The sequence below is a fragment of the Erwinia sp. AK-PDG3-5 genome (assembly GCF_056821705.1).
This window is the reverse complement of sequence record NZ_CM165967.1, coordinates 1,000,275-1,023,789: the sequence shown is the minus strand read 5'-3', so window position 1 is coordinate 1,023,789 and position 23,515 is coordinate 1,000,275. Positions and strand designations below refer to the sequence as shown.

19 protein-coding genes are annotated in these 23,515 nt (G+C 58.0%); 5 read left to right on the top strand and 14 right to left on the bottom strand.

Going from position 1 to position 23,515, the window contains the following annotated elements; all coding sequences use genetic code 11:
- Positions 1 to 73: 73 nt before the first annotated feature.
- Genes AC1UKS_RS04695 through AC1UKS_RS04680 form a run of 4 tightly spaced genes read right to left on the bottom strand, consistent with a single transcriptional unit; the run spans position 74 to position 1,779 of the window.
- Positions 74 to 382, bottom strand: a complete 309-nt coding sequence (locus AC1UKS_RS04695; protein ID WP_265908617.1) for a prepilin-type N-terminal cleavage/methylation domain-containing protein — start codon at positions 380 to 382, stop codon at positions 74 to 76.
- A complete protein-coding gene (locus AC1UKS_RS04690) occupies positions 360 to 803 on the bottom strand; it encodes a DUF2509 family protein (RefSeq protein WP_482435977.1) in 444 nt (147 codons plus the stop codon). The genes AC1UKS_RS04695 and AC1UKS_RS04690 overlap by 23 nt, the downstream gene beginning before the upstream one ends.
- Positions 800 to 1,348: a prepilin peptidase-dependent protein gene (locus tag AC1UKS_RS04685; protein ID WP_482436882.1), complete on the bottom strand. Its 549-nt coding sequence runs from the start codon at positions 1,346 to 1,348 to the stop codon at positions 800 to 802. Before AC1UKS_RS04685 ends, AC1UKS_RS04690 begins: the two co-directional genes overlap by 4 nt.
- Complete coding sequence (locus AC1UKS_RS04680) at positions 1,339 to 1,779, bottom strand: prepilin-type N-terminal cleavage/methylation domain-containing protein (protein ID WP_482435976.1); 441 nt, start codon at positions 1,777 to 1,779, stop codon at positions 1,339 to 1,341. The genes AC1UKS_RS04685 and AC1UKS_RS04680 overlap by 10 nt, the downstream gene beginning before the upstream one ends.
- A gap of 172 nt (positions 1,780 to 1,951) precedes the next feature.
- On the opposite strand from AC1UKS_RS04680, the gene ddpX reads away from it, so the two are divergent.
- The gene (gene ddpX / locus AC1UKS_RS04675; protein ID WP_265908613.1) at positions 1,952 to 2,515 is read left to right on the top strand and encodes a D-alanyl-D-alanine dipeptidase; all 564 of its coding nucleotides are present in this window, start codon (positions 1,952 to 1,954) and stop codon (positions 2,513 to 2,515) included.
- A gap of 60 nt (positions 2,516 to 2,575) precedes the next feature.
- Here the strand turns inward: ddpX and thyA are convergent, their stop codons facing one another.
- The 4 genes from thyA to rppH all read right to left on the bottom strand — a co-directional run bounded on the left by thyA (position 2,576) and on the right by rppH (position 7,178).
- Positions 2,576 to 3,370, bottom strand: a complete 795-nt coding sequence (thyA, locus tag AC1UKS_RS04670; RefSeq protein WP_482435975.1) for a thymidylate synthase — start codon at positions 3,368 to 3,370, stop codon at positions 2,576 to 2,578.
- A complete protein-coding gene (lgt, locus tag AC1UKS_RS04665; protein ID WP_482435974.1) occupies positions 3,367 to 4,248 on the bottom strand; it encodes a prolipoprotein diacylglyceryl transferase in 882 nt (293 codons plus the stop codon). Before lgt ends, thyA begins: the two co-directional genes overlap by 4 nt.
- 143 nt (positions 4,249 to 4,391) lie before the next feature.
- Entirely contained in the window at positions 4,392 to 6,638 is a 2,247-nt protein-coding gene (gene ptsP, locus AC1UKS_RS04660) for a phosphoenolpyruvate--protein phosphotransferase (protein ID WP_265908611.1), read from the bottom strand.
- Between the two features lie 12 nt (positions 6,639 to 6,650).
- Entirely contained in the window at positions 6,651 to 7,178 is a 528-nt protein-coding gene (gene rppH, locus AC1UKS_RS04655) for an RNA pyrophosphohydrolase (RefSeq protein ID WP_013203601.1), read from the bottom strand.
- A gap of 687 nt (positions 7,179 to 7,865) precedes the next feature.
- Between rppH and mutH the strand changes: the two genes are divergently transcribed.
- The 4 genes from mutH to AC1UKS_RS04635 all read left to right on the top strand — a co-directional run bounded on the left by mutH (position 7,866) and on the right by AC1UKS_RS04635 (position 10,996).
- Complete coding sequence (gene mutH / locus AC1UKS_RS04650) at positions 7,866 to 8,552, top strand: DNA mismatch repair endonuclease MutH (protein WP_265908608.1); 687 nt, start codon at positions 7,866 to 7,868, stop codon at positions 8,550 to 8,552.
- A 103-nt stretch (positions 8,553 to 8,655) separates the two neighbouring features.
- Positions 8,656 to 9,366 (top strand): TerC family protein, encoded by a 711-nt coding sequence (locus AC1UKS_RS04645; protein ID WP_013203603.1) that lies wholly within the window; start codon positions 8,656 to 8,658, stop codon positions 9,364 to 9,366.
- Between the two features lie 178 nt (positions 9,367 to 9,544).
- Complete coding sequence (locus AC1UKS_RS04640) at positions 9,545 to 9,760, top strand: YgdI/YgdR family lipoprotein (RefSeq protein WP_053143770.1); 216 nt, start codon at positions 9,545 to 9,547, stop codon at positions 9,758 to 9,760.
- A gap of 195 nt (positions 9,761 to 9,955) precedes the next feature.
- Positions 9,956 to 10,996, top strand: a complete 1,041-nt coding sequence (locus tag AC1UKS_RS04635; RefSeq protein WP_053143768.1) for an NADP(H)-dependent aldo-keto reductase — start codon at positions 9,956 to 9,958, stop codon at positions 10,994 to 10,996.
- Positions 10,997 to 11,070: 74 nt separating this feature from the next.
- Here the strand turns inward: AC1UKS_RS04635 and lplT are convergent, their stop codons facing one another.
- The 6 genes from lplT to AC1UKS_RS04605 form a co-directional block, all read right to left on the bottom strand.
- Entirely contained in the window at positions 11,071 to 12,282 is a 1,212-nt protein-coding gene (gene lplT, locus AC1UKS_RS04630; protein ID WP_482435973.1) for a lysophospholipid transporter LplT, read from the bottom strand.
- The gene (aas, locus tag AC1UKS_RS04625; RefSeq protein ID WP_482435972.1) at positions 12,275 to 14,443 is read right to left on the bottom strand and encodes a bifunctional acyl-ACP--phospholipid O-acyltransferase/long-chain-fatty-acid--ACP ligase; all 2,169 of its coding nucleotides are present in this window, start codon (positions 14,441 to 14,443) and stop codon (positions 12,275 to 12,277) included. The genes lplT and aas overlap by 8 nt, the downstream gene beginning before the upstream one ends.
- Before the next feature lie 146 nt (positions 14,444 to 14,589).
- Positions 14,590 to 15,990 (bottom strand): efflux transporter outer membrane subunit, encoded by a 1,401-nt coding sequence (locus AC1UKS_RS04620; RefSeq protein WP_482435971.1) that lies wholly within the window; start codon positions 15,988 to 15,990, stop codon positions 14,590 to 14,592.
- Between the two features lie 5 nt (positions 15,991 to 15,995).
- Entirely contained in the window at positions 15,996 to 19,094 is a 3,099-nt protein-coding gene (locus tag AC1UKS_RS04615; RefSeq protein WP_482435970.1) for a multidrug efflux RND transporter permease subunit, read from the bottom strand.
- Entirely contained in the window at positions 19,091 to 22,264 is a 3,174-nt protein-coding gene (locus AC1UKS_RS04610) for an efflux RND transporter permease subunit (RefSeq protein WP_482435969.1), read from the bottom strand. The genes AC1UKS_RS04615 and AC1UKS_RS04610 overlap by 4 nt, the downstream gene beginning before the upstream one ends.
- On the bottom strand, positions 22,261 to 23,502 hold the full coding sequence (locus AC1UKS_RS04605) for an MdtA/MuxA family multidrug efflux RND transporter periplasmic adaptor subunit (RefSeq protein WP_482435968.1): 1,242 nt from the start codon (positions 23,500 to 23,502) through the stop codon (positions 22,261 to 22,263). The genes AC1UKS_RS04610 and AC1UKS_RS04605 overlap by 4 nt, the downstream gene beginning before the upstream one ends.
- Positions 23,503 to 23,515: the final 13 nt, after the last annotated feature.

The window sequence follows — 23,515 nt, the reverse complement described above, 5'->3', positions numbered from 1 at the left end:
GCTCCTTTTCCGGGATGTTGCTTTGCGCCAACACTGTAACCTGTCAGGGGCAGGTTGCAAATCGCCAGTCCCGTCACTCGGTGATATCGGGGCAACGCAGCAAGGTTAACTGCGCCTGACGTCCGAGCGGGCTGACCACCGTCGCGGTCAATAGCGGACAGTTTGCTGGCCCCATCTGCTGAACCACGGCGCTCTGCCAGTTGGGTGGCTGATAGCCCTCGAAACGCTGCAAAGCATAGCGCCAGGCCTCCCGTTGTTGTGCCTGATGCTGGAACCCTTTGGCCAGCGCCAGCTGATACTGCAGTAAGGCCGTCAAGCTGCAGGCAAACAGCAGCAGCGCAACCAGGGTTTCCGGCAGGCTAAAACCCAGCTGATTTTTCATCGGGATAGCATCCTTCTTCCTCTGTCAGCGGGCAGTAATCAAGCCAGCCGTGGGGCAGCGTTTTGAGGCTCATCGCCTCCGGTCGTGCCAGCCACTGATACTGGGCAATAGTGGCTGGCCCGCTGTCGCCCATTAACAGCTCGCGCTGGTCATTAACAGTCAGCAGGCAACTTCGCCAGCCGCGGGCGTTTTCCCGCTGACATTGCCATTCCGGCGCGACCGGCCACCGTTGTCGGGCTCCCCAACTCAACGCCGAGCTGGCCTGCACCCTTTGTTGCAGGAACTGCCGCTCATCATTGACCCGGCTCAGCCCGTCATCCAACTGCTTGCGCGTGGCATTGAGCAAGGCCGCCGATAACGCCAGCAGGATAATCACCATAATCAACGCGCCGCCGCCCTGCTGCTTTGGTAAATCAGTCATAGATTGGCCGCGGTTAACCAACGCTCCGCCGTCAGTCGAACGGAAGGAAAGGCTTTCGCGAAGGCGGTGATCGCCAGGCGAATCTGGCGATCGACCTGGGTTGCCCGGAACGACTCGATGGTCACGGTGCGGGGATCGTTAAGTCTTTCCCAACCGCCACCGTCACAACGATCGACGCCCCGCTGCGTTTCCAGACTGCCGTCACGCCATCGATAGCCATAGAAATCGCTGTCGCTGCTTTCCACGCCTTCCCATTTGCCGTTACTGTTTTCATCCCAACGCACCAACAGGCAGTGGCCATCAGCGCCGAGAGTCAGCCCCTGTCCGCGACATTCTCCCCGGCAATATCCTGCCCGTAGCACGGATTTCTCCAGGGTGAACATCATTAACTGCAATTCTTCCTGCAATTGAAAGCGCATCAGGGTTTGCAGATTGTTGCGTTGCAGCACCGGAAGCAGCCTGGCGGCGCTAAGCAACAACACGCTACTGATGGCCAGCGCAACCAGCATTTCTGCCAGGCTAAACCCCGTCTGCTTCACAGGCAGTTATCCTCACATATCCGCACCCGTCCCCGTGACGACACCACCACATGCCGTTCACCGGCTTCCCCGGCGAGGATAATCCGGCCAGGACGGGCAACATTATTGCGGCCATAAAAGCCCATTTCCTCGGTCAGTGAACGCAAGCGGACCTCCGGCCAGGGTGCGGGAAACAGGCTGCGTGAGGATTTGCCGCAGGGTTGCAGCGGGCCGCTGCCCACGCACCAGGCTGCCCCAGTGCGTCGCCAAAGTATCCGCGCGGCGTTGTGCTCATTCGCCTCGCTGCGCAGCCGCAACAGGAAATGCTGGAGCTGGCGCGCGCTGTCATTCAGCCGTTGCAGTTGCTGCCAGCTTTGCCAGCTGCTAATGGCACCGAGCGTCAGGATACTGGCAATCACCATGACAATTAACAGCTCGGCTAAGGTAAATCCGCTCATCGTTTTCATCGCTGTATTGTGCTTTTTACCCCACATCGATCCAGCGGCAATCCGGCAAAGCGTGCGGCGTTTTCCAACAAGAATTTAGCGTTGCAGCATAAGGACAAAGTATTTGCGGGGGCTGTCGTAAAATGATTTGCTGGACGGCGAAGCGAATACAACAGGATGCGTTATGGCTGATGAATGTGAACTGGTGGATTTAACAAAGACCTTTCCCCAGTTAAAAATTGAGATGAAATATGCCACCGCAGATAACATTTGTGGCCGGCCGATCTATTGTGAAGACCGCTGTTTACTTCATCCTGACGCCGCGCGCGCGCTGGAAAAATGCATCGCCATTGCCGAACTGGCGGGCTTTACTTTACTGGTGTACGACGCATATCGCCCGCAGCAGGCGCAGCACAATTTATGGCATGCCTGCCCGGATCCCGCCTATGTGGTTGAAGTCTCGCAGGGATCGCATCACAGTCGGGGAACGGCCATCGACCTGACGCTGGTGGACAGCGAGGGACAGATTGTCGATATGGGTGCCGGTTTTGATGAAATGCACGCACGTTCGCACCCCTATTATCCGGGTTTGGCACAGCAGGCTCAACGTAACAGGCTGATGCTTAACGCGATTATGTTTGGCGGTGGCTTTAAGGGCATCGCCACGGAATGGTGGCATTTCGAATTGCCAGGCTCCCACGGCTATCCTCTGCTCGAAGACCGTTTCGCCTGTTTTCCTGTGGGTTAATTGCCTGAAGGGAGCGTAAAAGAAGAAGGACAGGAGCGGAAGGATCCGCTCCTGCTTAACTCAGATAGCGACCGGCGCCTTGATAGGTGGATGCGGGTCGTACCCTTCAATCTCGAAATCTTCAAAACGGTAATCAAACAGCGAAGCCGGCTTGCGCTTAATCACCAGTTTTGGCAACGGACGAGGTTCACGCGTCAGCTGCAGATGAGTCTGCTCGAGGTGGTTGCTGTACAGGTGCGTGTCGCCGCCGGTCCAGACAAAATCCCCGACCTCTAAGTCACACTGCTGTGCAACCATATGCACCAGCAACGCATAGCTGGCGATATTGAACGGCAGGCCAAGGAAGATATCACACGAGCGTTGATACAGCTGGCAGGAGAGCTTGCCATTCGCCACATAGAACTGGAAGAACGCATGGCAAGGTGCCAGCGCCATCTTATCCAGCTCGCCGACGTTCCAGGCAGACACGATGATGCGGCGGGAATCCGGGTCGCTTTTTAGCTGCTGCAGCACGTTGGTCAGCTGATCGATCTCGCGACCGTCGGCAGCCCCCCAGCTACGCCACTGTTTGCCATACACCGGGCCCAGGTCGCCGTTTTCATCGGCCCATTCGTCCCAGATGGTGACTTTGTTCTCTTGCAGATAGGCGGTGTTGGTATCCCCATTGAGGAACCACAGCAGCTCATGCACGATTGAACGTAGATGACATTTCTTGGTGGTGACCAGCGGGAAACCATCCTGCAGATTGAAGCGCATCTGATGGCCAAAAATTGACAGCGTGCCGGTTCCGGTACGGTCATCCTTCGGCGTGCCCTCTTCCAGCACTTTTCGCATTAAATCCTGATACTGTTTCATTTTGCCCTACGTACTTGCTGCGCGCCCTGACGGCGGTAAGCCCAGACCATCATGATCACCCCGGCCAGAATCATCGGAATAGACAGGATCTGCCCCATGCTGATGGCGTTATCGAACAGGCCCAGCTGCGCATCCGGCTGGCGGAAGAACTCAACGATGATCCGGAACGCGCCGTAACCGATCAGGAACAGGCCTGACACGGCGCCCATCGGACGGTTTTTACGGATAAAGACGTTAAGAATGATAAACAGCACCACGCCTTCGAGCAGCAGTTCGTAAACCTGCGAAGGGTGACGCGGCAGTACGCCGTACGTCGCCAGCAGTGACTGCCATTCCGGATGGGTCGCTGCCAGCGCGACGTCTTCACTGCGCGAGCCTGGGAACAGCATTGCCCACGGCAAATCCGGTGCCACACGGCCCCACAGCTCACCGTTAATAAAGTTGCCTAAGCGCCCGGCACCCAGACCAAACGGGATCAGAGGCGCAATAAAATCAGCCACCTGGAAGAAGTTACGTTTGGTGCGACGCGCGAACCACAGCATCACGCAGATCACGCCGATCAGGCCGCCGTGGAATGACATGCCGCCATCCCAGACTTTGAACAGGTACAGCGGATTGTCGAGGAACAACGGCATGTTGTAGAACAACACGTAGCCGATACGCCCACCCAGGAACACGCCGAGGAAGCCTGCATACAGCAGGTTTTCAACTTCTTCTTTTTTCCAGCCACTGCCAGGTTTGTTGGCACGACGCACGGCCAGCCACATGGCAAATACAAAGCCAACAAGGTACATCAAACCGTACCAGTGCAGGGAAATTGGCCCGATGGAGAATATTATCGGGTCAAATTGGGGGAAAGCCAGATAGCCGTTATTCATCTTTCACCATTGTTAAAGTCTGTCCTGACCTGCAGGCGACGGAATAAGTAAACCAGTGCGCGCGGGGCGCTGCATTAAGGCGCGCATAATAGCACAGCCCGAATTGTTGCGATCTCGCGGAACTGTAAACTTTGTTAAGAGATTCAGCGCCCGCCACGGATCAGCCCGCCAAGGCCACGCCGCTCCATAAAGGCGGCAACCAGGTGGCGGACGTCGCTGGCCAGCATTGCGTCAAGCGCGCGGTTAGCCAGCGCGTGGGCTTCTTCGTAATCAATGTGTTGCAGCAGGTATTTTACCCTCGCCACGTTACGGCCGTTCATGCTCAGGTGGTGATACCCCAGGCCAATCAGCACCGCCACGCAGATCGGATCACCCGCCATCTCGCCGCACAGGCAGAGCTCAACGCCCGCCTTTTCGGCTTCCTGCGCAATGGTCTTCAGACCGCGCAGTACCGCCGGATGCAGGCTGTCGTACAGATTGGCGACCCGCGTATTGTTGCGATCGACCGCCAGTAAGTACTGGGTAAGATCGTTGGTGCCAACCGAGACAAAATCGACGCGGCCGGTCAGGTGCCCGATCATAAAGATCATCGAAGGCACTTCGATCATCACCCCGATGCGCGGTTTCGGGATGGTGTAACCCAGCATCTCTTCGACTTCGCGCCCGGCACGATCGATCAGCCGTTTGGCTTCATCAATTTCATCAATGCTGGTGATCATCGGCAGCAGAATGCTGAGGTTATCGCTGGCAACGTTGGCACGCAGCATAGCGCGAACCTGCACGAGGAAAATTTCCGGCTGATCCAGCGTCAGGCGAATGCCGCGCCAGCCAAGGCACGGGTTCTCCTCACTGATCGGCATATACGGCAGCTGTTTATCCGCGCCGATATCCAGGGTGCGCAGCGTCACCGGCTTGTCGAGGAACAGCTGCAGCATGCCCTGATACTGCGCGACCTGCTCCTCTTCTGAAGGGAAGCCGTTTTGCAGCATAAAGGGAATTTCAGTGCGGTACAGACCGACACCATCCACCCAGCTTCCCAGCGCTTTTTCATGTTCAGCGCTCAGACCGGCATTCAGCATCACCTTCACCGGCTGACCGCTTTTCAGCGTGGCGGGCTGTTCAACGACATTTTCGGCCAGCTTACTGAGTTCATTTTCCTCGCTGATCAGCTTCTGGTATTCCTGTACCAGCACCGGTTCAGGATCCACCAGCAGCTCACCGCGATAGCCGTCAACGATCAGCAGCCTGCCATTCATCAACTCGGGCTGAATATCCGCGCCCATCACCGTTGGAATGCCCATCGCGCGCACCATAATGGCGGCGTGTGAGTTGGCAGCACCGTCCCTGACCACCACACCCGCTAAACGGTCGTGCGGCAGCTCGGCCAGCGTGGTGGCGGTGAGTTCATCGGCCACCAGCACAAACTTTTCTGGCCAGGTACTGGTGCTCTGCACGCTGTCATCGAGGTGGAACAGCAGGCGCTGTCCCAGCACCCGCAGATCGCCCGAACGCTCACGCAGATAGCTGTCCTGCAGGCTGGCAAACTGTGCGGCAAACTTCTCAATGACTTTTTTAACGGCCCACTCAGCCACTGAACCGGCGTCGATCTCCGCATAGAGATCCTTCTTCAGCCGGTTGTCGCTGAGTAAGTGGGAATAGAGATCGAAGATTGCCGCGCTTTCTTTGTGCACGCTGGCGGTGAAGCGTTTGCTGTAGCGACGGAATTCGCTGGAGGCTTCATCCATCGCCAGAGAGAGGCGCTCACGTTCGCGGTGCGTATCCAGCGTGGACGCGGCAAACACCAGGTCCAGCGAAGGCTGGGTGGTATCCACCCACCCTTCCGCCACCGCCACGCCAGGGGCTGCGGCCAGCGCACGAATGCGGGTCTGGCGGTACTGACCAAACAGGGCGTTGAGCTGAGACTGCGACAGAATGGTCGCCATCTGCGTGGCCAGCGTGACGAGGAAAGACTCTTCGCTTTCGTCGAACTGACGGTGTTCGCGCTGCTGAACCACCAAAACGCCCAACAGCTGGCGTCGGCTGATGATCGGCACGCCAAGGAACGAACGGAAACGCTCTTCTTTTACGGAAGGCACATACTTGAAGCTGGGGTGACTTTGCGCGTCAGCCAGGTTGATTGGCTCAGCCAGCCGGCCCACCAGTCCGACGATCCCTTCGTCAAAGGCCAGTGCGACGGTACGACCACGCGGCTTTTTTAAGCCACGGGTCGCCATCAGGTAATAGCAGCGGCGGTCGTGATCGGCCAGATACACCGAACAGACTTCGGTATCCATTGCCAGGCAGATCTCATTGACCAGGATATCAAGCGCCTCGGTTAACCGGGGCGCACCTGCCACTTTTTCAACTATTTCGCGCAGCTGTGTGAGCATAATCTACGTGGCTTAACCTCTCTTCCGTCGATAAGCGGGCATATTTCGCTGTACGGTCGTCTCCTGCAGTGGCATGACCACGCTGGCGAACTCTTTCATCACGCGGCGGTAAACGTCGCGTTTAAACGAGACCACCTGACGAACCGGATACCAGAAACTGACCCAACGCCAGCCGTCAAATTCCGGCGTACTGCTGGTCTGCATATTGATATCTGCGTCATTGCACATTAGCTGCAAAAGAAACCATTTTTGTTTCTGGCCGATACAAACCGGCTTTGTGTCCCAACGCACCAAACGTTTTGGCAACTTGTAACGTAACCAGTTTCGGGTAGAGGCAAGGATGCGCACATCTTTGCGGTGCAAACCGACTTCCTCGAACAGTTCCCGGTACATCGCCTGCTCCGCGGTTTCACCCGCATTGATCCCACCCTGGGGAAACTGCCAGGAGTGCTGGCCAAAACGTCTGGCCCACAACACTTGTCCCTGCCTGTTACAAATTACGATACCAACATTCGGGCGGTAGCCATCATCATCGATCACTGGACTACCTCAAACTAAAACTCGGATGTTCTGATTGTTTCATACTCCTTACAGGTGGTAAACCACTGCTTTACGCCCTCAGCACGTGGCTGACGCGGGATAACTCACAGTTTTGCACTAAGTTATAAACAGAGAGGGGGCAGAAAGCGCGATCTTATTCACGTTTTCTGTGGATAGCTTTGTGCAGAACTCCCTTAACGGTTGGGGAAAACTTTTTGACGCGCAATCTGCCTCCGATTTTCCCGACGGATTAACTGACTCTAAAACCTCGGAATTATCCTGATTCCCACCGAAAATCGCCTCGCGTCATCCTGTTGTCACAGAGGGATATTCAGTGGCTGGTGAAAGATCGAACACCCGCGTTTTTATCCACAGGATATGCCGCTCACTTAAGCATAAATCGTGCAAAAAGTGGCAAAACAGCCGCAGTCAAGGCTGTAAATCGAAACAGTGTTCGCGTAAAAGACGAGTTATCCCATTTTTCTGTGGATAACAGGGGGGGTGATCCTGTTCATTGTCGGTGACAAGTCGGGCATAACCTTTTGCCCTGCTCTTTTTTAACGGGGCTGGCGGGGTAAAAAATCATGATTTATCATGCTATTATTCCTGTTTTGCACAATCCGCTTTGCCTTAATTTTCCCTGTGCAAAAGAGTGGTGCTTTTTTGAACGGCAACTGAGAGTTATCCATGAGTTCTGAATTTATTCCGCTAGCGCCGCCAGAAAACGAAACCGTGCTGCTGGATCGTGCCCAACAGCTGGCAGGCTTTACGCTGGGTGAACTGGCAGAAAGAGCGGGTCTGAGGATCCCGCAGGATCTGCGTCGTGATAAAGGCTGGGTTGGCATGTTACTGGAACGCTATTTGGGAGCCAGTGCAGGCAGCAAGCCCGAGCAGGATTTTGCCGAGATTGGTGTGGAGTTGAAAACCATCCCGATAGACGCGCTGGGTCGCCCACTGGAAACCACCTTCGTCTGCGTCGCGCCACTGACCGGTAACAGCGGCGTCACCTGGCAGACCAGCCATGTGCGGCACAAACTGGCCAGGGTTTTATGGGTTCCGGTTGAGGGTGACCGGGCGATCCCGCTGGCTGAGCGTCGGGTGGGTACGCCGCTGTTGTGGAGTGCCAGTGAGGAAGAGGAAGCGCTGTTGCAGCGCGACTGGGAAGAGCTAATGGATATGATTGTCTTAGGGCAGGTCGAAAAGATCACCGCCCGCCACGGTGAGGTGCTGCAAATCCGCCCTAAAGCTGCCAACAGCAAAGCGTTGACCGAAGGGATTGGCACTAACGGCCAGCCGATTATGACCTTACCGCGCGGTTTCTATCTGAAGAAAAGCTTCACCGGTCCCCTGCTGGCCCGCCATTTTTTATTGTAATCCGACGGGCTGACCGCCCCAGATAAAAGGAAAGCAGGATAGCAGCGCGACCACGGGTTGCGTATACTCCTCGTTTACTTTTCGTTTAGGAAGCAAAGTTAGCATGTTTGATTGGATTGCAGATCCCAATGCCTGGCTGGCCCTGGGCACGCTGACGATTCTGGAGATCGTCCTCGGCATCGATAATATTATTTTCCTCTCCCTGGTAGTCGCCAAACTCCCTAAACATCAACAGAATACCGCTCGCCGTGTAGGTTTAGCCGGTGCGATGTTAATGCGTCTGGGATTGTTAGCGTCCATCGCCTGGGTGATCCGCCTGACCACGCCGCTGTTTACCCTGATGGATCACAGCTTCTCCGCCCGCGATTTGATCCTGCTGTTCGGTGGCCTGTTCCTGCTATGGAAATCCAGCGCGGAGATCCACGAAACCATTGAAGGCGGTGATGCCGAGCATAAAACCAATGTGCATTCGTTTGTCGGTGCCATCGTGCAGATTATGCTGCTGGATATTATTTTCAGCCTCGATTCGGTGATCACCGCCGTTGGCCTGTCGGATCATCTGATTATCATGATGGCCGCCGTGGTGATTGCGGTGGGCGTAATGATGTTCGCCGCTAAAACCATTGGCGACTTCGTTGACCGTCATCCTTCGGTGAAAATGCTGGCGCTGGCTTTCCTGATTTTAGTCGGCTTTACGCTGATACTGGAAAGCTTCAATGTGCATGTTCCTAAAGGCTATATCTATTTCGCCATGTTCTTCTCAATGGCCGTGGAATGCCTGAACCTGATGCGCTCTAAAAAGAACCTCGCCTGATCCTTTACTGGCCGGTCACGCCGGCCAGTACCTCGCTCTGTAGTATCATCTTACGATTAATGTCAATGGCCCGACGTGCTCGCAGCACATTTTCGGACATCTACTACTGCGTCTGTCGCCAAAATGCGTTATTAATGGACATAACAGTATTCAGTAGCGGGCCTTAAGGGAGCGAAGTATGAAGTATATGTTTGGCGCAGCAGCGCTTATGTTGGCCACGCTGGTCAGCGGGTGTAGCAGCGATTACGTGATGGCGACTAAGGAAGGCAACATGATCATGACCCAGGGCAAACCTGAGATTGATAAAGAGACCGGCCTGGTGAAATATACCGACCGCTCTGGCCATGAATTACAAATCAACGGTGATGATGTTTCCTCCATCGTTGAGCGCTAAGTCAAATTAAGCCACCTTTGGCAATCCGTTGGTGGCTCTGTCCGCATTTCCCGATAAATCCCCTCTTCCCCCTGCAGCGAACGGCGGTTATAGTCAAATGCCGGACCTGAGCACGTACCGCGGGGCTATGCACCTCATTGCAGGCCGTTCTTCAGGTTCCAGAACCTTTTAATAATGTAAAAAGGAAGCCGGCACATGCACTATCACCGTATCCCCCACAGCACCCTGGAAGTCAGTAGCCTGGGGTTGGGAACCATGACGTTTGGTGAGCAGAACAGCGAAGCCGACGCCCATGCGCAGTTAGATTTAGCTCTCCGTTCCGGTATTAACCTTATTGATACCGCAGAAATGTATCCGGTGCCTCCGCGTCCGGAAACCCAGGGTTTAACCGAAAAATACATTGGCAGCTGGCTCCAGGCCCGCGGCAATCGTGACAAAATCATCCTTGCGTCCAAAGTGGCCGGCCCGGTGCGTGGCGCGGATGCGTCAATTCGCCCGAATCAGGCGCTGGATCGCAAAAACATTCGTGAAGCGCTGGATGCCAGCCTGAAGCGTCTGAAGACCGATTATCTGGATTTGTATCAGCTGCACTGGCCACAGCGTCAGACTAACTATTTCGGCAAGCTGAGCTACGAATACAACGACACCACGGCCACCGTCACCCTGCTGGAAACGCTGGAAGCGCTGAACGAACAGGTGCGTGCCGGTAAGATCCGCTATATTGGCGTCTCCAACGAAACCCCTTATGGCGTGATGCGTTACCTGCAGCTGGCGGAAAAGCACGAGCTGCCGCGCATTGTCAGCATCCAAAACCCGTACAGCCTGCTGAACCGCAGCTTTGAAGTCGGTTTGTCGGAAATCAGCCACCTTGAAGGCGTTGAGCTGCTGGCTTATTCGAGCCTGGCGTTTGGGACCTTAAGTGGTAAATACCTCAACGGTGCCAGGCCGGAAGGTGCGCGTAATACGCTGTTCAGCCGCTTCACCCGTTACAGCGGTGAGCAGGCTCAGCTGGCTATCGCCGAGTACGTGGCGCTGGCGAAAAAACACGGTCTGGATCCCTCGCAGATGGCGCTGGCCTTTGTCCGTCAGCAGCCGTTTGTTGCCAGTACCCTGTTGGGTGCCACCACGCTTGAGCAGCTGCAGATTAATATCGACAGCTACAATCTGACGCTTACCGAAGACGTGCTGCAGGAACTGGAAGCGATTCATCGTCGTTATACTTTCCCTTCACCATAAAAAAACCGAGGCGGGATCGCTCCCGCCTCGGTTATTCACGCCTTAAAAGCCGTGACGACACTGCCTTCCTTGAACTATACGCTTTGCTTGTGACGTTTCTGCGCCAGCTGCCATCCCCACAGCACGGCAATCGCCAGCGCAAACAGCGCACCAAATCCCACCCCTGTCGCCACCGGCGGCGCGCCAAGTTTGATCGCCAGCGAGTAAAGCCCCAGCATCAGCAGCATCGCGCTGTTCTCACCGAGGTTCTGCACGGCGATCGCATTGCCCGCGCCAACGCTCTCTCTACCGCGCATTTGCAGCAGCGCGTTCAGCGGCACCACAAAGAATCCGCCCAACATGCCCAACACGATCAGCAGGCCGTAAGCGCCGGTGGTGGTGTGTTGCAGCGAGAAAAAGACCACCGCCACACCAATCAGCACGCCAGCCGGCATACAGCGGCCGACGTTTTTCAGCGTCACCAGTTTCGCTGCGGCACCCGCGCCAAAGCCGATACCGATGGCGACCATGGCATTCAGCAAGGTCGGGGTTTTGTTATCGGTAATCCCCAGCGCTACCGGTACCCACAGCACCAGCAGGAAGCGCAGCGTGACGCCTGCGCCCCAAAACAGGCTGGTGCCGACCAGCGAGAAGCGGGTTTCGCCGTCGCGCCACAAGATGCGGCAGGCGCTGAAGAAGCTGGCCGACATTTTTGCCGGATGCCACGACTGGCCGGGCCTGGCTGCCGTCAGTTTGGGGATCAGGGTATTGGCGACGACCGCCAGGCCATAGGCCGCGACGCAGGCCACCAGTGCGCCGGTCAGGTTCCAGTCAGCCAGCACGCCACCGGCAATCGATCCCAGCAGAATGGCGGCAATGGTCGACGACTCCATCAGGCCGTTGGCTTTCACCAGCGTATCGCCACCGGAGATCTCACCGAGAATGCCATATTTTGCCGGCGAATAGGCCGCCGCGCCGACGCCGACCAGGCTGTAGCCGAGAAACGGATTAAAGCCGAAGCAGATGGTCAGCGCGCCCAGCAGCTTAAGGCCGTTAGAGAACATCATCACCCGACCTTTGGCGAAGCTGTCGGCCATCTGGCCGACGAACGGCGCCAGAATGATGTAGGTGGCAACAAACACCATCTGCAACACCGGCTGGCTCCAGTCGGGATAGACCTGCTGCTTCAGCACCGCCAGGGTAGCAAACAGCAGCGCATTATCACCAAAAGCGGAGAGGAACTGGGCGGCAATCACCGCCATCATCCCTTTCGACATCAGCCCCTGAGGGTTGGTGGGGTTAGCCATTGGCGTTCTCCGCGACCTCTGGATTTTCGGCCATGCTGCGCAGGGTGACGAAATCAGGTTTACCGCTGCCCAGTAACGGCAGCTGCTTGAGGAAGCGAATGTCTCGTGGCACCGCCAGCTCCGGGCTGCCCAGTTCACGCGCGGCTTTCTGCAGCCCATCGCGGCTCAGTTCGCTGTCGGTGGTGAACAGCACCAGGGCTTCGCCACGGTTGCCGTCCGGCTTCATTGAGGCGGCATGTTGCTTCTCTGGCGAGGCTTTCAGCGCCAGTTGCTCAACCGTTTCCAGCGAGACCATTTCCCCGGCGATTTTGGCAAAGCGCTTCACGCGGCCCTGGATCTGGCAGAAGCCGTGATCGTCAAAGCTGACGATATCGCCGGTGTCGTACCAGCCGGCTTCCATCTGCCCTTCACCGTTATCGGCCTGTGGGGCTTCCAGCACGCCAGGATTTTCCACCCGCAGATAGCCTTTCATAATGTTCGGGCCGCGCAGCTGCAGCAAACCGCCCTGCTCAATGCCCGGCACCGAAATCAGACGTGAATCCATGCCCGGCAGAATGCGGCCAACGGTATGGTTTTTCGCCGCCATCGGCACGTTAATCGCCACCACCGGCGCGCACTCGGTCACGCCATAGCCTTCCAGAATACGGATGCCAAATTTGTCCATCCAGGTCTGGCGCGTACCTTCCTGTAATTTCTCCGCACCCGCAACAACGTAGCGTAGCCGGCCAAAATCATACGGATTGGCAAAGCGCGCATAGTTGCCGAGGAAGGTGGAGGTGCCGAACAGCACGGTGCAGTTACGGTCATACACCAGTTCCGGCACGATGCGATAATGCAGCGGGCTGGGATAGAGGAACACCTGCGCACCGGTCATCAGCGGGGTAAAGAGCCCCACCGTCAGGCCGAAAGCATGGAACAGCGGCAGCGCGGACATAAAGCGGTCGCGCGGCGTGAAGTCCGCCACGGTTCTGATCTGCTCAACGTTGGCCAACAGGCTTTTATGGGAGTGCACCACGCCTTTCGGGTTGCCTTCCGAACCGGAGGTAAACAGCACCATCGCGGCATCTTCCGGCTGCTGCTTCACTTCGGCCTGACGCGGCATCAGCAGATGGCGCAGGATCCACAGCTTGTCCTGAGTGGTGACGGTGTCTTTCAGATCCTCAAGGAAGATCCACTTCACCTGCGTAATCTCTTCCGGCAGATGCCACAGCTTGCCTTTGTCGAGGAACTGGCGGGAGGTGAAGACCGTTTTCACTTCCGCAGCTTTCAGCGCGCTGCTGACGCCCTTGACGCCGGCGGTATAGTTCAGCATCGCCGGGATGCGGCCGCGCATCGATGCGCCGAGGATCGCCGCCGCGGTAACCGTCGCATTAGGCAACAGCAGGCCGATATATTCTCCTGGCGCGCTATAACGCTCCAGAATACGGCCGACGCCGAGGGATTTTTTCAGCAGGCCGGTGTAGCTGTCAGGCGTGAAATTAACGTCTTCGATCGCCGGTTTGAAGTAACCATACCGGGTACGCGCAGACAGAAAGGCCTGATACAGGGTTTCGCGTGGACGCACCGCCATACGGGCTTCCATCATGATGTGATGCAGATGCTCGCCTGCCAGCTTGCGGCGATCGCGCGCTTTTGGCGCATCCGGCATCGGGATAATGGTGGACGGCAATACGGTCAGGCTGATGCGCGGGAAAAGACGGCGCTTAAACACGCCGGCCAGGCGACCAAAAGGGGTATATTCCGCCCCTTCAATACGTAATGGCACCACGGTAGCCTGGGATTTTGCGGCCACAAAACCGGCACCGTCGTAGATTTTCATCAGCGAGCCGGTCACGGTGATACGGCCTTCCGGGAAGATCACCACCGGGCGGCCCTGGCTTATCATCTTCACCAGATGCTTGATCGACATCGGCCTGGTCGGATCCATCGGCACGAAATCGACCATTTTGCTGGCGAGGCGCATCGTCCAGTGCTGACTGACCGACGAGTAAACGGCAAACACCGGTTTTACCGGCAGGAAAACGGCCAGCAACACACCGTCGAGAAACGACATGTGGTTGGGCACAATCAGCACTTTTTCTTTATATAATCCAGACAGATCGCCCTGCAGGCGTGTGCCGAAGCACAGGCGAAACAGCAGGCGGAAAATTTTAAATAGCATGCCAACTCCTTAGCATAAAAAAGTTGGCTCTAACGATGCAGTATCCAGCGCCACAACTCAATGCTCTGCAGGCAAAATAGTCCTCAAACAGGTCAGGATGGAACCGGCTTCACATCGGGTTTAAAGGCCTTCCGCACGCTTTGCCATCACCGGTCCTGCCAGCCGCCGCCCAGCGCGGCAATCAGCTGGACACTGGCAACCCACTGCGTGCTTTGCAGCGACAACAGGCTCTGCTGTGAGCTGAGGCTGGTGTTCTCGGTGGTCGCTACATCCAGATAATCAATCATCCCGGCCTGATACTGGTTATAGGTGACGCGCGCAGACTCCTTCGCCGCATCGGTCGCCCGCTGCTGCGCCAGCATCTCGTCCTGCAGAGTGTTCAGCTCAACCAGATAGTTTTCCACTTCCTGGAAGCCGGTCAGCACCGCCTGGCGATAGCTTGCCACGTCCGCATCATAGGCGGCGCGGGCCTGATCGACTTTCGCCGAGGTGCCACCAAAGTCCAGCAGCGTGCCGCTCAGCTCCGGCCCTAATGACCAGACGCGGTTGGGCAGCGAGAGCAAATTGCTGAAGGTGGAGCTGGAGAAGCCGCCGGTGGCGCCAAGGGTCAGGTCTGGATAGTAACCGGCAATCGCCACGCCCACCGCCGCATTGGCCGAAGCCACGGTACGTTCGGCATAGGCGATATCCGGACGGCGCTGCAACAGCTCGGACGGCAGCGCGTTCGGGAGGGTCGGCAGCGTGGCGGTAAGCGGTGCGGCAGGCAGGCTGAATTCAGCGGGGGTTTTGCCAATCAGCATGGCGATGGCATGTTCGGTCTGCGCACGTTGCCAGGTCAGATCCAGCGCGGACGCCCGGGCGCTTTCCAGCTGGGCCTGCGCCTGCGCCAACGTGGCGCGGGATTCGCTGCCGGACTGGTATTTGTTGTCGATCACCTTCAGATAGCGCTGATAGGCGTCGACACTTTGCTGATACAGGGCGATCTGCTGATCCATAATCCGCAGCTGGAAATAATCCTGCGCCAGTTCGGACTGCGCACTTAGGGTGATGTTGGCTAATTCGGCGGCGCTGGCCTGCGCGCTGGCCTTGTTCTCTTCCAGCGTGCGACGCAGCTTGCCCCAGATATCCAGCTCCCAGCTGGCGCTGGCTTCCAGCGAGTGGCTGTTGCTGACCGTGCGGCCCGAGCCGGTGGTGGTGTTACTGGCGCTGCCGCTGCGGGTAGAAGCGCCGGTTCCGGTCACGCTGGGGAACAGATCCGAGCGGGATCCCGACACCAGTGCCTGCGCCTGACGATATTGCGCTTCGTATTGCGCGACGTTCTGGTTGGAAATCGACACCTGCTGCAACAGCCCGGCCAGCGTTTCATCGTGGTAAACCGCCCACCACGCGCCTTTGTTGTCCGCATCCTGCGGTCTGGCCTGTTGCCAGCCTTTGGCTTCTTTGTACTGGCTGGGCACGCTGGCGGTCGGACGATGGTAATCAGGGCCAACGGCACAGCCGCTCAGGATCAGCGCCAGCAAAACAGGAGTCAGTTTAGTCATTTTCATTATCATTATTCAGCATGACGCAGGCGGGCCCACTGGCGTTTCGTGGCCCGGCTGGCGCGATCAAGATAGAGGTACACCACCGGAGTGGTGAATAAAGTGAGCAGCTGGCTTAAGGCCAGGCCGCCGGCAATCGCCAGCCCCAGCGGACTGCGTAAATCGGCATCGCCGCCGCTGCCCAACGCCAGCGGCAGCGCGCCAAAAAAGGCGGCCAGCGTGGTCATCATAATCGGGCGGAAGCGCATCAGGCAGGCCTGGGTGATCGCCTGCTGCGGTGACAGTCCCTGCTTACGCTCGGCCGCCAGCGCAAAGTCGATCATCATAATGGCGTTCTTTTTCACGATGCCGATCAGCAGCAGAATGCCAATCAGCGCGATCACCGTCAGCTGGGTGCCCGTCAGCAACATTAGCAGCAGCGCGCCAACGCCCGCCGACGGCAAGGTCGACAGGATGGTCAGCGGATGGATATAGCTTTCATACAGCATCCCCAGCACGATATAGACCGCCGCCAGCGCGGCGAGGATCAGCCACGGCATCGAGGCGGACAGGCCGGCAAAGGCTTTCGCCGTGCCCTGGAAACCCGCCTGAATGCTGTCCGGCAGCGCAATCTGCGCCATCGCCGTTTTGATTAATGCCGACGCCTGCTCCAGCGAGACGCCATCCGCCAGGTTAAAAGCGATGGTGCTGGTCGCCGACTGTCCCTGATGCGCCACCGATAGCGGCGCATTCGCCCCACTGAAGCTGGCAAAGGCCGAGATCGGCACCTGCGCACCCTCGTCGTTGACCACAAACATGTTCTCCAGCATCTGCGGATCGCGGGTATAGGCATCCTGCACCGACATCACCACATGGTACTGGTTAAGCGTTTTATACAGCGTGGCGACCTGCCGCTGTGAAAAGGCGTTGTTGAGCAGCGTATCCAGCATATTCACATCCACGCCAAGCCGTTTGGCCCGATCGCGATCGATAGTGATCATCACTTCCTGGCCGCCGGTCTGGGCATCAGAGTCGACGCTGGTGAGCTGCGGGATCGCTTCCAGCGCGGCTTTCACCTTCGGCGTCCAGATGCGCAAGGTATCGAGATCGTCCGCCTGCAGGCTGTACTGATAAGAGGCGTTGGCGCTGCGTCCACCGATATGAATATCCTGCGCCGCCATCAGGAACAGCTGCACGCCGGGGATATTGGCCGATTTGCCGCTCAGGCGATTGGCTACTTCGGTGGCGGTCGCATCACGCTTGTCGAAATCTTTCAGATGCACAAAAAAGTTAGCGGTGTTGCGCGAGCCGAACGCGCCGCTGCCCATCGACGCCATCACGCCATCCACCGCCGGATCCTGCTCAATCATTTTGGCGAACTGCTGTAATTTGGGCTTCATCGCCTGATAAGAGACGTTCTGGTCGGCCCGCAACATGCCCATCAACAGGCCGGTATCCTGATTGGGGAAGAACCCTTTCTGCACCACCGAATAGAGGAACAGATTCAGCAGCACCGTCAGGATCAGGCTGAACAGCGTCAACCGCTGGTGACGCATCACCCAGTCCAGCGCCGAGGAATACGCCGCCAGCAGCCGGTTCAGGCCGTTCTCAATCCACTGATATACCGGGTGCGGACGTTTGGTGACCGCCGGTCGGCATTTCAGCAGCCGTGAGCAGAGCATCGGCGTCAGGCTTAGCGAAACCAGCATTGAGATTATCAGCGACACCGTCAGCGTCACCGCAAATTCGCGGAACAGCCGCCCGACAATGCTGCCCATCAACAGGATGGGGATAAACACCGCCACCAGCGACAGCGTCATCGACAGCACGGTGAAGCTCACCTCGTGCGCGCCTTTTAACGAAGCGCGCACCGGGCTCATCCCCTCTTCGATATACCGGGTGATGTTTTCCAGCACCACGATCGCATCGTCAACCACAAAACCGGTGGCGATAATCAGCGCCATCAATGACAGATTATCAAGGCTGTAGCCGAGCATATACATCACCGCACAGGTGCCAATCAGCGACACCGGCAACGCCAGCGCCGGGATCAACACCGCCTGCACGTTGCGCAGGAAAACGAACACCACGCCGATCACCAGCAGCACGGCAATCAGCAGCGTCTCTTCGGTGTCGTACAGCGAGGCGCGAACGTTTGGCGAGCGGTCGACGACAATTTTCAGCGCCACGTCCGCCGGCAGATCCTTCTCCAGCGCCGGCAGTTGCGCCTTGATCGCATCAATGGTCTCCAGCATATTGGCACCCGCCTGACGGGTCACGCCAATCATCACCGATGGCGTCTGGTTGTAGTAACCGACGTTGTATTTGTCCTCAACCGAGTCATACACCGTGGCGACATCGCTGAGGTGGATCGCCCTGCCGTCCTGATAACTGACCACCAGCTTGCGGTATTCGCTGGCCTTATCGAGCTGGCCGTTGCTGTCCACCACCCAGGATTGGTGCTCGCCCTGCAACATCCCCTTTGGCAGATTGGTGGTGCTGTTGGCTATCGCCTCGCGCACCGTATCCATCGACACGCCGAAGTGCGTCAGCATCTGCGGTTGCAGATCGATTCTGACCGCCGGCAGCGCACTGCCCATCAGCGATACATCGCCGACGCCCTGCACCTGGGCAATCTTCTGGTCGATTTTACTGTCGGCAATATCGTACAGCTCGCCGTTGGTGCGGGTGGTGGAGGTCAGCGCCAGCATCACAATTGGCGCGTCGGACGGGTTGGCTTTACGGTAGGTCGGCAGCGACGCCATGCTGCTGGGTAGCAGGCTGCGGGCGGCATTGATCGCCGCCTGCACGTCACGCGCGGCACCATTGATGTCCCGGCTCAAATCGAACTGCAAAATGATATTGCTCGATCCCGCCGAACTGCTGGAGGTCATCTCGGTGATGCCGGCAATTTGCCCGAGCGATCGCTCCAGCGGGGTGGCCACCGTGGCTGCCATGGTTTCCGGACTGGCACCCGCCAGCTTCGCCGTCACCATGATGGTCGGGAAATCCACCTGCGGCAGCGGTGCCACTGGCAGCAGCCGGTAACCCAGTGCGCCCAGCAACAGCAGCGCCATGGTCAGCAGCAGCGTGGCGACCGGCCGGAAGATAAACAGCCGTGTGATATTCATCCGCGAACCTTACGCATTCTGCGACGGCTACGCTCTGCCATGCGGTCGAACCACAGGTAAATCACCGGGGTGGAGAACAGCGTCAGCACCTGGCTGAAGATCAATCCGCCAACGATCACCAGCCCCAGCGGCTGGCGAAGTTCCGCACCAGAGCCGGACGCCAGCATCAGCGGCAGCGCACCCAGCAGCGCCGCCATAGTGGTCATCAGGATCGGGCGGAAACGCAGCAGGCAGGCCTGATGGATCGCCTCACGCGGGCTGAGATGCTGATTCTTCTCCGCGTCCAGCGCGAAGTCGATCATCATAATGGCGTTCTTTTTCACAATGCCGATCAGCAGGATCACCCCAATTAACGCTATCAGGCTGAATTCGGTGCCCGACAGCAGCAGCGTCAGCAACGCCCCCACCGCCGCGGACGGCAGCGTGGACAGAATGGTCACCGGATGGATAAAGCTTTCATACAGAATGCCGAGCACCACATACATGGTCAGTAGCGCGGCGAGGATCAGCCACAGCGTATTGCTGGTCGCACTCTGGAACGCCGCCGTTTCCCCCTGATAACGCAGGGTGATGCTTGACGGCTGTGCCAGGCTTTTCTGGGTTTCTGCGATGGCTTTCTGCGCATCTTCCAGCGAGTAACCGTCCGTCAGATTGAAGGAGACGGTCACCGCCGGGAACTGATTCAGGCGCATATGGGTCAGCGAGCCGATACGCTGATGGATGGTGGCAATCGACGTCAGCTTAACCATGCCGGTGGTGCTGGCGGTGGTGCCTGAGGTGCTGTCGCTGGTCGACGTGGTGCTGGTGCTGGTGGTGGTCGAATCCGTATCCGAACTGCTGGTGGCCGGCGCCAGATAAATATCCTCAAACGAGGCCGGAGACTGCTGATATTTCGGCGCCACTTCCAGCACCACGCGGTACTGATTCGACTGGGTAAAGATGGTCGATACCAGGCGCTGGCCGAAGGCGTTATATAACGCGGTATCGACATCCGCGGCGGTGATGCCATAGCGTGCTGCCGCATCGCGGTTCAGTTCGACGTAGGCTACCTGGCCCTGATCCTGCAGATTGCTGACCACCGAACTGAACTCCGGCCGCTGTTTCAGCGCCGCCACCAGTTTTGGTGACCAGCTGACCAGATTTTCACTGTCGGCATCATCCAGCGAGAACTGATACTGATCCGGCGTGACCTGATCGTTTACCGTCAGATCCTGCGACGCCTGCATATACAGCTGGATACCCGGCACGCTCTCCGTGGTCTGCTTCAGTTCGGCAATCACCTGGTCTGCGCGCTCATCGCGCTGGTCAAACGACTTCAGGTTAATCTGCAACCGTCCGCTGTTCAGGCTGGTGTTGGTGCCGTCAATGCCGATGGTGGATGAGAGGCTCTCCACCGCCGGGTTTTTCAGCACGATAGCCGCCAGCGCCTGCTGACGTTTAGCCATTTCACTGAACGAGATATCCTGCGAGGCGACGGTGACGCCCTGGATCAACCCGGTATCCTGCGACGGGAAGAAGCCTTTAGGGATCACCAGATATAACAGTCCGGTAAACACCAGCGTCGCCAGCGCCACCAGCAACGTCAGCCGCTGATGATTAAGCACGATGGTCAGCAGACGATCGTAACCGGCAATCAGCTTGTCAAAGAACTGGCCGCCTTTACGGTAGAAACGGCTCTGCCGCTCTTCGGGAATATGGCGCAGCAGATAGGCGCACAGCATCGGGGTCAGCGTTAGCGAAACCACCATCGACACCAGAATCGACACCGCCAGGGTAATAGCGAACTCGCGGAACAAGCGCCCGACCACATCGCCCATAAACAGCAGCGGGATCAGCACCGCAATCAGTGAGAAGGTCAGCGAGATGATGGTGAAACCGATCTGCGCCGAGCCTTTCAACGCGGCCTGCATCGGGGTTTCGCCCTGCTCCAGCCGGCGCGAGATGTTCTCCACCACCACAATCGCATCATCAATCACAAAGCCGGTAGCAATGGTTAGCGCCATCAGCGACAGGTTATTCAGGCTGAAGTCGGCGAGGTACATCACGCCAAAGGTGCCGACCAGCGACAGCGGCACGGCAATGCTGGGGATCAGCGTGGCGGCCACGTTGCGCAGGAACAGGAAGGTGACCATCACCACCAGCGCAATCGACAGCATCAGCTCAAACTGGACGTCGCTGATCGAGGCCCGAATGGTCTGCGTGCGGTCGGAGAGGATCTGCACCTTGACGCCATCCGGCAAAGCGGCCTGAAGCGTTGGCAGCTGCGCTTTGATCGCATCCACCACCGAGATCACGTTCGCGCCGGGCTGGCGCTGCACGCTGATCACAATCGCCGGGGAATTATTGGCCCACGCCGACTGGAAGGTGTTCTCCGGTGCTTCCTGAATGGTGGCGATATCGTGCAATCTGAGCGCCGCGCCATTCTGATACGTCAGGATCAGGTTGCCGTATTCTTCGGCCGTGCGCAACTGGTCGTTGGCGTCGATGGTGACCGAGTGATACTGACCGTCGAATCCGCCTTTCGAGCCGTTAACGTTGCTGTTGCCGATCAGCGTATTGACGTCTGCAAGCGTCAGCCCGTGGGCCGCCAGCGCTTTCGGGTCCATCTGTACGCGGATTGCCGGCTGATGTCCGCCCGCCAGCGTCACCATACCGACGCCGGAAATCTGTGACAGCTTCAGCGCCACGCGGGTATTGACCAGATCCTGCACTTTGATCAGCGGCAGGGTGTCCGAACTGGCCGCCAGGGTGATCACCGCGGTATCCGCCGGGTTCACCTTTTTATAGGTCGGCGGGTTCGGCAGATCGGACGGCAACAGGCTGTCGGCGGCGTTGATCGCCGCCTGCACTTCCTGCTCGGCCACGTCCAGCGACAGGTCGAGGGAGAACTTCAGGGTGATCACCGAGGAACCGCTGGAGCTGCTGGAGGCCATCTGACTGAGGCCCGCCATCTGCCCCAGCTGGCGTTCCAGCGGCGCGGTCACTGACGACGCCATCACGTCCGGGCTGGCCCCAGGATAGAGCGTGGTTACCTGAATGGTCGGGTAATCCACCTGCGGCAGCGCCGAGGTGGAGAGGAAGCGGTAGGCGAAGATGCCGGAGAGCAGCACCGCCACCATCAGCAGAATGGTGGCAACCGGACGTTCGATAAAGATGCGAGAGGGATTCATTGCGCTTTCGCGCTCCCGCTGGCGGTTTTGGTTTCCGCGGCGGTCACCACTTTCACCTTGCTGCCGTTGCTCAGGCGATCGATCCCTTCGGTGACCACCTGCTCACCCGCGCTGACGCCCGAGAGGATCGCCTGCAGCGTGTCCCCCAGCGTTGGGCCTGTTTTAACCGCCTTGCGGGTCACCGTTTGGTCTTTATTGATCACGTAGACAAAGCTGCCGTCGCTGCTCAGCTGCAGGGCCTGAGCAGGGATCACCGTCGCCTGTTTCAGGGTGCCGGTTTGCAGCCGCAGGTTAACAAACTGGTTGGGATACAGCGTCTCGTCCTGGTTGACAAACAGCGCTTTCAGCTTCACCGAGCCGGTACTGGTATCAATCTGGTTGCTGATAAACTGCACGCTGCCGCTGGCCAGCTCGGCGTTGCCATCCTGATCGAAGGCGGTGGCGGGCAGGCTCTGGCCGTTGTGCAGCGACTTCAGCAGAACAGGAATGTTGTTCTGCGGCACGCTAAAGGTCACGGTGGCAGGCTGGGTCTGGGTGATGGTGACGATACCGGTGGTATCGGTGGTGTGCACCATATTGCCCGCGTCGACCAGGCGTAAACCGGCGCGACCGGCAATCGGTGAGGTGATTTTGGTGAACTCAAGGTTCAGCTTAGCGGCGGCAATCTGTGCCTCATCGGCCTTGATGGTGCCGGCATACTGGCCGACGGTGGCAATCTGCGTATCCAGATCCTGGCGAGCCAGCGAGTCCTGGGCAAACAGCTTGCGGTAACGCGCCAGCGTCAGTTCGGCACTTTTCAGCAGCGCCTGATTCTGGCTTAAATCACCCTGATACTGCGCCAGCGTGGCCTGATAGCTGCGCGGATCGACCTGCGCCAGCACCTGCCCTGCTTCCACCTTTTGCCCTTCGGTAAACAGCACCTTGATCAACTGTCCGTCGACCCGGCTGGTGACCGTCACCGTCGAGTTAGCCACCACGGTACCTAACGCAGTCAGATAGACTGGAACATCCGCCGTCGTGACCTCGCCGGCATGCACCGGCGTCACTGCACCGGCCATCATGCCCGGACCGCCCGGCCCACGCATACCGCCATGCCCTCCCGGTCCACCAGGACCACCCGCTTCTCCACCCCCGTGCGGCCAGAAACGCCAGGCAAGCAGGGCAACGAGGATGACCAGGATCAGTAAAATGATTTTTTTACGTCGGGAGGATGAGGTTTTCGAAGTCGTTGGGGTCATGAGGCTCTGTGGA

Excerpts from the sequence above, each read along its gene's own strand:
- lplT (WP_482435973.1), bottom strand. The coding sequence starts at position 12,282 with ATGGCTAACCCCACCAACCCTCAGGGGCTGATGTCGAAAGGGATGATG.
- ddpX (WP_265908613.1), top strand. The coding sequence starts at position 1,952 with ATGGCTGATGAATGTGAACTGGTGGATTTAACAAAGACCTTTCCCCAG.
- AC1UKS_RS04680 (WP_482435976.1), bottom strand. The coding sequence starts at position 1,779 with ATGAGCGGATTTACCTTAGCCGAGCTGTTAATTGTCATGGTGATTGCC.
- lgt (WP_482435974.1), bottom strand. The coding sequence starts at position 4,248 with ATGAATAACGGCTATCTGGCTTTCCCCCAATTTGACCCGATAATATTC.
- AC1UKS_RS04635 (WP_053143768.1), top strand. The coding sequence starts at position 9,956 with ATGCACTATCACCGTATCCCCCACAGCACCCTGGAAGTCAGTAGCCTG.
- AC1UKS_RS04645 (WP_013203603.1), top strand. The coding sequence starts at position 8,656 with ATGTTTGATTGGATTGCAGATCCCAATGCCTGGCTGGCCCTGGGCACG.
- mutH (WP_265908608.1), top strand. The coding sequence starts at position 7,866 with ATGAGTTCTGAATTTATTCCGCTAGCGCCGCCAGAAAACGAAACCGTG.
- AC1UKS_RS04690 (WP_482435977.1), bottom strand. The coding sequence starts at position 803 with ATGACTGATTTACCAAAGCAGCAGGGCGGCGGCGCGTTGATTATGGTG.
- AC1UKS_RS04610 (WP_482435969.1), bottom strand. The coding sequence starts at position 22,264 with ATGAATCCCTCTCGCATCTTTATCGAACGTCCGGTTGCCACCATTCTG.
- AC1UKS_RS04615 (WP_482435970.1), bottom strand. The coding sequence starts at position 19,094 with ATGAATATCACACGGCTGTTTATCTTCCGGCCGGTCGCCACGCTGCTG.
- AC1UKS_RS04605 (WP_482435968.1), bottom strand. The coding sequence starts at position 23,502 with ATGACCCCAACGACTTCGAAAACCTCATCCTCCCGACGTAAAAAAATC.
- AC1UKS_RS04620 (WP_482435971.1), bottom strand. The coding sequence starts at position 15,990 with ATGAAAATGACTAAACTGACTCCTGTTTTGCTGGCGCTGATCCTGAGC.
- ptsP (WP_265908611.1), bottom strand. The coding sequence starts at position 6,638 with ATGCTCACACAGCTGCGCGAAATAGTTGAAAAAGTGGCAGGTGCGCCC.
- AC1UKS_RS04695 (WP_265908617.1), bottom strand. The coding sequence starts at position 382 with ATGAAAAATCAGCTGGGTTTTAGCCTGCCGGAAACCCTGGTTGCGCTG.
- AC1UKS_RS04640 (WP_053143770.1), top strand. The coding sequence starts at position 9,545 with ATGAAGTATATGTTTGGCGCAGCAGCGCTTATGTTGGCCACGCTGGTC.
- thyA (WP_482435975.1), bottom strand. The coding sequence starts at position 3,370 with ATGAAACAGTATCAGGATTTAATGCGAAAAGTGCTGGAAGAGGGCACG.
- aas (WP_482435972.1), bottom strand. The coding sequence starts at position 14,443 with ATGCTATTTAAAATTTTCCGCCTGCTGTTTCGCCTGTGCTTCGGCACA.